Origin of the sequence: Enterobacter cloacae complex sp. XAL002, assembly GCF_049236805.1 — a bacterium.
In the GTDB taxonomy this organism is placed as follows: Bacteria; Pseudomonadota; Gammaproteobacteria; order Enterobacterales; family Enterobacteriaceae; genus Enterobacter; species Enterobacter intestinihominis.
Window position 1 is genome coordinate 184,679 of sequence record NZ_JBMKJN010000009.1, and the last position, 9,381, is coordinate 194,059.

Genomic DNA, 9,381 nt, shown 5'->3' on the forward strand with positions numbered 1-9,381 from the left:
CAATGTCGCGAAGGAGCGGAGTGTAGCAGCTTTTGTGACGTGGCGCATAAAATATCCCCGGCGATGACTCGACGTTTGCGCAAATCAGGCATAATCTTAATCAATCGATTGATTAATTCTTAATGCTGCTATGAATACAACCCCAACGACAACCAAAGGTGAACAGGCGAAAAGTCAGCTTATCGCCGCTGCGCTGGCGCAGTTTGGCGAGTATGGTCTGCATGCCACCACGCGGGATATCGCCGCGCAGGCCGGGCAGAATATTGCGGCCATTACCTACTATTTTGGCTCAAAAGAGGATCTATACCTCGCCTGCGCCCAGTGGATCGCGGATTTTATCGGCACCAGCTTTCGCCCACACGTGGAAGAAGCCACCGCGCTGTTCAGCCAGCCAGAGCCGGACCGGGTTGCCATCCGCCAGTTGATCCTTAACGCCTGTCACAACATGATCCGCCTGCTGACGCACGACGATACGCTGAACCTGAGCAAATTTATCTCACGCGAGCAGCTCTCCCCCACTGCCGCGTACCAGCTGGTACACGATCAGGTGATCGCCCCGATGCACAGCCATCTGACCCGGCTGATCGCCGCCTATACCGGACGGGACGCCAGCGATACGGACACCATTTTGCATACCCACGCCCTGCTGGGCGAAGTGCTCGCCTTCCGTCTGGGGCGTGAGACCATCCTGTTACGTACGGGCTGGACACAATTCGATGAGGATAAAGCCGCGCAAATTAGCCAGGTCATTACCTGTCACGTTGATCTGATCCTGCAAGGCTTAACGCAAAGGAGCCAGAAGTCATGAAAAAACCTGTCGCCATCATTCTGGTGGTTGTTGTCTTGCTTGCTGCGGGAACAGGCGGCTGGCTGTGGTATCAGAGCCAGCAGGATCGTGGCCTGACGCTGTACGGCAACGTGGATATCCGCACCGTGAACATGAGCTTCCGCGTCGGCGGACGGCTGGCCTCGCTGAGCGTTGACGAAGGCGATGCCATCAAAACCGGGCAGACGCTGGGGATGCTGGACAAAGCCCCGTTTGAAAACGCGTTGATGCAGGCAAAAGCGGGCGTCGCCGTCGCACAGGCGCAGTACGACCTGATGCTGGCGGGCTATCGTGATGAAGAGATCGCCCAGGCGGCCGCTGCCGTTAAGCAGGCAAAAGCCGCCTATGACTATGCGCAGAATTTCTATAACCGTCAGCAAGGCTTATGGAAAAGCCGCACTATTTCCGCCAACGACCTGGAAAATGCGCGCTCATCCCGCGACCAGGCGCAGGCGACGCTGAAATCTGCCCAGGATAAGTTAAGCCAGTACCGCACCGGTAACCGCGCGCAGGACATTGCCCAGGCGAAGGCCAGCCTTGAGCAGGCGCAGGCGCAGTTAGCCCAGGCGGAGCTGGATCTGCACGACACCACGTTAATCGCCCCGTCTGACGGTACGCTGATGACCCGCGCCGTGGAGCCGGGCAGCATGCTCAGCGCGGGCAGCACCGTGTTAACGCTCTCCTTAACCCGTCCGGTGTGGGTGCGCGCTTACATTGATGAGCCGAATCTTGGCCAGATGCAGCCGGGCCGCGAACTGCTGCTCTACACCGATGGTCGCCCGGACAAGCCGTATCACGGCAAAGTGGGCTTCGTCTCCCCAACGGCCGAGTTCACGCCAAAAACCGTTGAAACCCCGGATCTGCGTACCGACCTGGTGTATCGCCTGCGCATCATCGTCACCGATGCGGACGACGCGCTGCGTCAGGGCATGCCTGTTACCGTGACCTTAAACGACGGGGAACAACATGAATGATGCGGTTATCCAGCTCAATAATCTGGTCAAACGCTTCCCGGGAATGGCTAAACCGGCGGTCGCGCCGCTGAACTGTACGATTCAGAAAGGCTATGTGACCGGGCTGGTGGGGCCGGACGGCGCGGGTAAAACCACGCTGATGCGGATGCTGGCGGGATTGCTGAAGCCGGATGAAGGCAGCGCCAGCGTGCTTGGCCTCGATCCCATCAAAGACGACGCGGCGCTCCACGGCATACTCGGCTATATGCCGCAGAAGTTTGGTCTGTATGAAGATCTGACGGTAATGGAAAACCTCAACCTGTATGCCGATCTGCGCAGCGTTACCGGCGAAACCCGGCAGAAAACCTTCGAGCGTCTGCTGGCGTTTACCTCCCTCGGCCCGTTCACCAATCGGCTGGCGGGCAAACTTTCCGGCGGGATGAAGCAGAAGCTGGGGCTGGCCTGCACGCTGGTGGGCGAACCGAAGGTGCTGTTGCTGGATGAACCCGGCGTCGGCGTGGACCCGATTTCCCGCCGCGAGCTGTGGCAGATGGTGCACGAGCTGGCGGGTGACGGCATGCTGATCCTCTGGAGTACCTCTTACCTTGATGAAGCAGAGCAGTGCCGTGACGTGCTGCTGATGAACGAAGGCGAACTGCTCTATCAGGGCGAGCCCACCGAGCTGACGCAAACCATGGCCGGGCGCAGTTTTCTGCTACACAGCGCGCAGGAATCCAACCGCAAGCTGCTGCAACGGGTGCTGAAGTTGCCCCAGGTGAGCGACGGGATGATTCAGGGCCGTTCGGTGCGCGTGATCCTCAAAAAAGAGGCCACCGCCGACGATATCCGGCGTGCGCAGGGGATGCCTGAAATCGACATGACAGAGACCGCGCCGCGCTTTGAAGATGCGTTTATCGATCTGCTGGGCGGGGCGGGAACCTCAGAATCACCGCTTGGCGCCATTCTGCACACGGTGGAAGGCACGCCGGGCGAAACGGTCATTGAAGCGAAATCGCTCACCAAAAAATTCGGCGATTTCGCTGCCACCGATAACGTCAATTTTGCCGTGAAGCGCGGCGAGATATTTGGCCTGCTCGGGCCGAACGGTGCAGGGAAATCCACCACCTTTAAAATGATGTGCGGCCTGCTGGTACCGTCCTCCGGCAAAGCGCTGGTGCTGAACATGGATCTCAAAGTCAGCTCCGGCAAGGCGCGCCAGCATCTGGGCTATATGGCGCAGAAGTTTTCGCTCTACGGCAACCTGACGGTGGAGCAAAATCTGCGATTTTTCTCCGGCGTCTACGGCCTGCGGGGACGGGCGCAGAACGAGAAAATCGGCCGCATGTGCGACGCCTTTGGCCTGACCGATATCGCCTCACACGCTACCGACGCGCTGCCGCTTGGCTTCAAACAGCGGCTGGCGCTGGCCTGTTCGTTGATGCACGAGCCCGACATCCTCTTTCTTGATGAACCTACGTCAGGCGTGGATCCCCTCACCCGCCGTGAATTCTGGTTGCATATCAATAGCATGGTGGAAAAAGGCGTGACCGTGATGGTCACCACCCACTTTATGGACGAGGCAGAGTACTGCGACCGCATCGGGCTGGTCTATCGCGGCAAGCTGATTGCCCACGGCACGCCGGACGACCTGAAAGCGCAGGCCGCCGACGACGCACAGCCGGACCCGACCATGGAGCAGGCGTTTATCACCCTCATCCACGACTGGGATAAGGAGAATCCTCATGCGCAGTAACGCCCTCTCCTGGCGCCGGGTGCGCGCCCTGTGCGTCAAAGAGACGCGGCAGATTGTGCGTGACCCCAGCAGCTGGCTGATTGCGGTGGTGATCCCCCTGCTGCTGCTGTTTATTTTTGGCTACGGAATTAACCTCGATTCCAGCAAGCTGCGGGTTGGGATCCTGCTGGAGCAGCAGAGCGAAGAGGCGCTGGACTTCACCCACGCCATGACCGGCTCGCCCTACATCGATGCCACCATCAGCGACAACCGGCAGGAACTGATCCAGAAAATGCAGGCCGGTAAAATTCGCGGTCTGATCGTCATCCCGGTCGATTTCGCCGCCAACATGGCACGCCCGGGCGCCGATGCGCCAATTCAGGTGATCACCGACGGCAGCGAACCGAACACCGCCAACTTCGTGCAGGGCTATGCGGAGGGGATCTGGCAGCTCTGGCAGATGCAGCGCGCCGAAGACCGGGGGGAGAAGTTTGAACCGCTGATTGACGTGCAGACGCGCTACTGGTTTAACCCCGCCGCCATCAGCCAGCATTTTATTATCCCGGGTGCAGTCACTATCATCATGACGGTGATTGGCGCGATCCTCACCTCGCTGGTGATCGCCCGCGAATGGGAGCGCGGCACCATGGAGGCGCTGCTCTCCACCGAAGTGACGCGCGTCGAGCTTTTGCTCTGCAAGCTGATCCCCTACTACTTCCTCGGCATGCTGGCGATGCTGCTCTGTATGCTGGTCTCGGTATTTATTCTTGGCGTGCCGTACCGCGGTTCGCTGGTGGTGCTGTTCTTTATTACCAGCCTGTTTTTACTCAGCACGCTGGGAATGGGGCTGCTGATCTCCACCATCACCCGCAACCAGTTTAACGCCGCGCAGGTGGCGCTTAATGCCGCCTTCCTGCCGTCGATCATGCTCTCCGGCTTTATCTTCCAGATTGACAGTATGCCAGCGGTGATCCGTGCCGTGACCTACATCATTCCGGCACGCTACTTTGTGAGCACCCTGCAAAGCCTGTTTCTGGCGGGGAACATCCCGGTAGTGCTGATTATCAACACCCTGTTTTTGCTGGCGTCGGCGGTGATGTTTATCGGGCTGACGTGGATGAAAACGAAAAGAAGATTAGATTAGCCATCGGATTTTGTAGGTCGGGTAAGCGCAAGCGCCACCCGACAGGAGGACGACGCGATGTTTCACCGTTTATGGACATTGATCCGCAAAGAGCTGCAATCCTTGCTGCGCGAGCCGCAGACCCGCGCCATTCTGGTGCTGCCGGTGCTGCTTCAGGTTGTACTGTTTCCGTTTGCCGCCACGCTGGAGGTCACCAACGCTACCATCGCCATTTACAACGAAGACAATGGCAAGCATTCCGTCGAGCTGACGCAGCGTTTCGCCCGCGCCAAAGCCTTTACCCATGTCCTGCTGCTGCAAAGCCCGCAGGCGATCCAGCCCACCATCGACACGCAGAAAGCATTATTGCTGGTGCGCTTCCCGGCGGATTTCTCCCGCAATCTGGACACCTTCCAGACCGCGCCGATGCAGCTGATCCTCGACGGGCGTAACTCCAACAGCGCCCAGATAGCGGCGAACTATTTGCAGCAGGTAGTGAAGGACTACCAGCAGGAGCTGATGGCGGACAAACCCAAACCCAACAACAGCGAGCTGGTGGTGCGCAACTGGTACAACCCGAATCTGGACTACAAGTGGTTTGTGGTGCCGTCGTTAATCGCCATGATCACCACTATTGGCGTGATGATTGTCACCTCGCTGTCCGTGGCACGCGAACGTGAGCAAGGTACGCTGGATCAGCTGCTGGTCTCGCCGCTCGCCACCTGGCAGATATTTGTCGGCAAGGCGGTGCCAGCACTGATTGTCGCGACGTTCCAGGCCACCATCGTGCTGGGGGTGGGAATATGGGCGTACCAGATCCCGTTTGCCGGATCGCTGGCGCTGTTTTACTTCACGATGGTGATTTACGGCCTGTCGCTGGTGGGGTTTGGGCTGCTGATTTCGGCGCTCTGCTCAACGCAGCAGCAGGCGTTTATCGGGGTGTTTGTCTTTATGATGCCGGCGATTTTGCTTTCAGGGTACGTGTCGCCAGTGGAGAACATGCCGGTGTGGTTACAAGATCTGACATGGATAAACCCGATTCGTCACTTCACGGATATCACCAAGCAAATCTATCTGAAGGATGCGAGTCTGGATATTGTGTGGGGAAGTTTGTGGCCGCTACTGGTCATCGCGGCCACAACGGGCTCAGTGGCCTATGCGATGTTTAGACGAAACATCGCGTAGCTTTTTCTCTTTGGTGAGCAACGACACCACCGCAGGCCCTGCGAGGATAGCCAGACCCGCCAGGGCCAGCAGCAGGTTGTTTTGCAGCACGCGTGACAACAGCCACAGGACGATCATTGCCGCACCAAAATACCAGGTGGTGGTGAGCTCTTCGAGCACATCACCCACTTCACGCCAGCGCGCGTCGTGGTGACGCTGTAAAAACAGCATCGACAGCACGGTCACGCCGTAAACCACGCATAACCCTAAGCCGACACGCACCAGCGTGCCGCTCATCCAGCCCATCACCAGTACGGCCACGACCAGTAAATGCAACATTATCTGCCAGCAACTCAAACCGGTTGCGACACGAACGCGTTGTTGCCACTTCATGGCTTCTCTCCTGAAGGATTTTTCTCTGCTAATTCAGACTACCGCACTTTACGGAAAATTCCGTAACGCCGCATCTTTTTGTGACGCCTACTACACTTTATTTTCATCGGGATAGTCACCCAGGAAGGTGTTTATGAGCAAAAGAACGCAGCATTTCTCGCTTAAGGTGCTGACGATAAATATTCATAAGGGCTTCACAGCATTTAACCGCCGCTTCATTTTACCGGAGCTGCGCGACGCGGTACGCACCGTCAGCGCCGATATTGTCTGCCTCCAGGAGGTCATGGGCGCGCACGAAGTGCACCCGATGCATTTCGAAAACTGGCCCGACACGCCCCATTACGAGTTTCTGGCGGATACCATGTGGAGCGATTACGCCTACGGGCGCAATGCGGTCTACCCGGAGGGGCATCACGGTAACGCAGTGCTGTCGCGTTTTCCTATCGAGCATTATGAGAACCGGGATGTCTCCGTTGGCGAGAGCGAAAAACGCGGGTTGTTATACTGCCGCATCACGCCACCGGCGCTCGATTTTCCCATTCATGTGGGCTGCGTTCATCTTGGCCTGCGTGAGGCCCACCGTCAGGCTCAGCTACAGATGCTGGCAGACTGGACCAATGCGCTGCCGGAGGGCGAGCCCGTGGTAGTGGCCGGTGATTTTAACGACTGGCGACAGCGGGCCAACCATCCTCTGAAGGTGAATGCGGGGCTGGAGGAGATTTTTACCCGCTCACGCGGTCGTCCCGCGCGGACGTTTCCGGTGCGCTTCCCCCTGCTGCGCCTTGACCGCATCTACGTAAAAAATGCCCACGCCAGCAGCCCGACGGCGCTGGCTTTACTCAACTGGCGACATCTCTCCGACCATGCCCCACTCAGCGCGGAGATCCACTTATGAAATGCACATGGCAGGAAGGTAACCGTATTACGCTGCTGGAAAATGGCGATAACTTTTATCCGGCAGTCTTTGAGGCGATTAGCCACGCACAGCAGAAAGTCTTTCTGGAAACGTTTATCTGGTTTGAAGACGACGTGGGCAGGCAGTTGCACAGCGCGCTGCTGCAAGCCGCTCGTCGCGGTATAAAAATCGAGGTCCTGCTCGACGGATATGGTTCGCCGGATCTCAGCGACGAATTTGTTAACGAGCTCACCGCCGCAGGGGTGGTATTCCGCTATTACGATCCCGGCCCGCGTCTGTTCGGGATGCGCACCAACCTGTTCCGCCGAATGCACCGCAAAATTGTGGTGGTGGACGAAACGGTGGCCTTCGTTGGCGGCATTAACTACTCCGCCGAGCATATGTCGGATTATGGTCCCGAAGCGAAACAGGACTACGCGATCCGTATCGAAGGGCCGGTGGTTCAGGACATCCAGCTGTTCGTGCTGGAAAACTTACCCGGCAAAGAGGCCGCACGCCGCTGGTGGCGACGCCGCCATCGCCCGGAAGAGAACCGCAAGCCCGGCGAGGCGCAGGCGCTGTTCGTCTGGCGGGATAACGAGGAGCACCGGGACGATATCGAACGTCACTACCTGAAGATGCTGGCGAACGCGAAGCGCGAGGTGATTATCGCCAACGCCTATTTCTTCCCCGGTTACCGGATTTTGCACGCCATGCGCAACGCGGCCCGACGCGGCGTGAGCGTGAAGCTCATCGTCCAGGGTGAGCCCGATATGCCGATTGTGAAGGTGGGCGCGCGTCTGCTCTATCGCTATCTGGTCAAAAGCGGCGTGCAAATCTATGAATATCGCCGCCGCCCGCTGCACGGCAAAGTGGCCGTGATGGATGACCACTGGGCGACCGTTGGCTCAAGCAACCTCGATCCGCTGAGCTTATCGCTCAATCTGGAAGCGAACCTGATCATCCACGATCGCCAGTTTAATCAGACCCTGCGCGATAACCTTCAGGGTCTGATCAATAAAGACTGCGTGCGTGTGGATGAGTCCATGGTGCCGAAACGCAGCTGGTGGAACGTTGGCATCGGTGTGGTGGTGTTCCACTTCCTGCGCCACTTCCCGGCCATGGTGGGCTGGCTGCCCGCGCATACGCCGAAACTGGCGCTGGTGGATCCGCCAGTGCAACCCGAAATGGAAACCCAGGACCGCGTAGAGGCGGAAGATGGAGGGAAAACCTGATGTCGAAATCTCATCCTCGCTGGCGGCTGGCGAAAAAAATCCTGACCTGGCTGTTCTTCATTGCCGTCGCGGTCCTGCTGGTGGTGTATGCCCAAAAGGTGGACTGGGAAGAGGTGTGGAAGGTTATTCGCAACTACAACCGGACAGTCCTGCTGGGGGCGGTTGGCCTGGTGATTGTGAGCTACCTGATGTACGGCTGCTATGACCTGTTGGGACGCGCCTACTGCGGGCATAAGCTTGCCAAACGGCAGGTTATGCTGGTGTCATTCATCTGCTACGCCTTTAACCTGACGCTGAGCACCTGGGTGGGCGGGATTGGCATGCGCTATCGCCTGTACTCCCGCCTTGGCTTACCGGGCGGCACCATCACGCGTATTTTCTCGCTGAGTATCACCACCAACTGGCTGGGGTATATCCTGCTCGGCGGGGTGATTTTCACCATTGGCGTGGTGCAGCTGCCTGCGCACTGGTACATCGATGAGGCCACCCTGCGCATTCTGGGCATCGTACTGCTGCTGATCATCGCCGCCTACCTTTGGGCCTGCGCCTTTGCCAAACGTCGTCATATGACCATTAAAGGGCAGAAGCTGGTGCTGCCGTCATGGAAGTTTGCCGTCCTGCAAATGGTGGTTTCCAGCGCCAACTGGATGGCGATGGGGGCCATTATCTGGCTGCTGATTGGCGAAGATGTGAATTACTTCTTCGTGCTGGGCGTGCTGCTGGTAAGCAGTATTGCCGGGGTGATTGTGCATATTCCAGCGGGGATCGGCGTACTGGAAGCGGTGTTTATCGCGCTGCTTGCGGGGGAGCATGTGTCTCACGGGACGATTATCGCTGCCCTGCTCGCGTACCGCATGATCTACTACTTCCTGCCGCTGGCGCTGGCAACGGTCTGTTATCTGGTGCTGGAGAGTCGGGCGAAGAAGCTGCGCGCGAAGAACGAGAAGGCGATGGCAAAATAAAAGCAAAACGGCAACTTCGTTGCCGTTTTTAGGGTTTGTTCCCTCTCCCTGTGGGCTGAGGGATCCCCAGTAATTTTTTTATGCAGAAGCAATAAAGT

The 9,381-nt window shown here is 58.1% G+C and carries 9 protein-coding genes; 8 read left to right on the forward strand and 1 reads right to left on the reverse strand.

Going from position 1 to position 9,381, the window contains the following annotated elements:
• The first annotated feature begins 130 nt into the window (after nt 1-130).
• The 5 genes from cecR to ACOT0L_RS11365 are packed head-to-tail and all read left to right on the forward strand — an operon-like array spanning nt 131 to nt 5,819.
• A complete protein-coding gene (cecR, locus tag ACOT0L_RS11345; protein ID WP_023299641.1) occupies nt 131-808 on the forward strand; it encodes a transcriptional regulator CecR in 678 nt (225 codons plus the stop codon).
• Nucleotides 805-1,800 carry a secretion protein HlyD gene (hlyD, locus tag ACOT0L_RS11350; protein ID WP_022647509.1) on the forward strand — a complete coding sequence of 332 codons (996 nt, stop codon included), beginning with the start codon at nt 805-807 and terminating at the stop codon, nt 1,798-1,800. Before cecR ends, hlyD begins: the two co-directional genes overlap by 4 nt.
• The gene (locus ACOT0L_RS11355) at nt 1,793-3,532 is read left to right on the forward strand and encodes an ATP-binding cassette domain-containing protein (protein ID WP_126490355.1); all 1,740 of its coding nucleotides are present in this window, start codon (nt 1,793-1,795) and stop codon (nt 3,530-3,532) included. The genes hlyD and ACOT0L_RS11355 overlap by 8 nt, the downstream gene beginning before the upstream one ends.
• A complete protein-coding gene (locus ACOT0L_RS11360; RefSeq protein WP_022647507.1) occupies nt 3,522-4,655 on the forward strand; it encodes an ABC transporter permease in 1,134 nt (377 codons plus the stop codon). The genes ACOT0L_RS11355 and ACOT0L_RS11360 overlap by 11 nt, the downstream gene beginning before the upstream one ends.
• Before the next feature lie 57 nt (nt 4,656-4,712).
• On the forward strand, nt 4,713-5,819 hold the full coding sequence (locus ACOT0L_RS11365; RefSeq protein WP_038415714.1) for an ABC transporter permease: 1,107 nt from the start codon (nt 4,713-4,715) through the stop codon (nt 5,817-5,819).
• Here the strand turns inward: ACOT0L_RS11365 and ACOT0L_RS11370 are convergent.
• Complete coding sequence (locus tag ACOT0L_RS11370) at nt 5,781-6,191, reverse strand: YbhQ family protein (RefSeq protein ID WP_003858499.1); 411 nt, start codon at nt 6,189-6,191, stop codon at nt 5,781-5,783. The two genes, ACOT0L_RS11365 and ACOT0L_RS11370, sit on opposite strands and share 39 nt — an antisense overlap.
• 133 nt (nt 6,192-6,324) lie before the next feature.
• On the opposite strand from ACOT0L_RS11370, the gene ACOT0L_RS11375 reads away from it, so the two are divergent.
• Genes ACOT0L_RS11375 through ACOT0L_RS11385 form a run of 3 tightly spaced genes read left to right on the forward strand, consistent with a single transcriptional unit; the run spans nt 6,325 to nt 9,283 of the window.
• Nucleotides 6,325-7,086: an endonuclease/exonuclease/phosphatase family protein gene (locus ACOT0L_RS11375; RefSeq protein ID WP_022647505.1), complete on the forward strand. Its 762-nt coding sequence runs from the start codon at nt 6,325-6,327 to the stop codon at nt 7,084-7,086.
• On the forward strand, nt 7,083-8,321 hold the full coding sequence (clsB, locus tag ACOT0L_RS11380) for a cardiolipin synthase ClsB (RefSeq protein WP_022647504.1): 1,239 nt from the start codon (nt 7,083-7,085) through the stop codon (nt 8,319-8,321). The genes ACOT0L_RS11375 and clsB overlap by 4 nt, the downstream gene beginning before the upstream one ends.
• Nucleotides 8,321-9,283: a lysylphosphatidylglycerol synthase domain-containing protein gene (locus ACOT0L_RS11385; protein ID WP_003858505.1), complete on the forward strand. Its 963-nt coding sequence runs from the start codon at nt 8,321-8,323 to the stop codon at nt 9,281-9,283. Before clsB ends, ACOT0L_RS11385 begins: the two co-directional genes overlap by 1 nt.
• Nucleotides 9,284-9,381: the final 98 nt, after the last annotated feature.

Excerpts from the sequence above, each read along its gene's own strand:
- ACOT0L_RS11360 (WP_022647507.1), top strand. The coding sequence starts at position 3,522 with ATGCGCAGTAACGCCCTCTCCTGGCGCCGGGTGCGCGCCCTGTGCGTC.
- ACOT0L_RS11365 (WP_038415714.1), top strand. The coding sequence starts at position 4,713 with ATGTTTCACCGTTTATGGACATTGATCCGCAAAGAGCTGCAATCCTTG.
- clsB (WP_022647504.1), top strand. The coding sequence starts at position 7,083 with ATGAAATGCACATGGCAGGAAGGTAACCGTATTACGCTGCTGGAAAAT.
- ACOT0L_RS11375 (WP_022647505.1), top strand. The coding sequence starts at position 6,325 with ATGAGCAAAAGAACGCAGCATTTCTCGCTTAAGGTGCTGACGATAAAT.
- hlyD (WP_022647509.1), top strand. The coding sequence starts at position 805 with ATGAAAAAACCTGTCGCCATCATTCTGGTGGTTGTTGTCTTGCTTGCT.
- ACOT0L_RS11385 (WP_003858505.1), top strand. The coding sequence starts at position 8,321 with ATGTCGAAATCTCATCCTCGCTGGCGGCTGGCGAAAAAAATCCTGACC.
- ACOT0L_RS11370 (WP_003858499.1), bottom strand. The coding sequence starts at position 6,191 with ATGAAGTGGCAACAACGCGTTCGTGTCGCAACCGGTTTGAGTTGCTGG.
- cecR (WP_023299641.1), top strand. The coding sequence starts at position 131 with ATGAATACAACCCCAACGACAACCAAAGGTGAACAGGCGAAAAGTCAG.
- ACOT0L_RS11355 (WP_126490355.1), top strand. The coding sequence starts at position 1,793 with ATGAATGATGCGGTTATCCAGCTCAATAATCTGGTCAAACGCTTCCCG.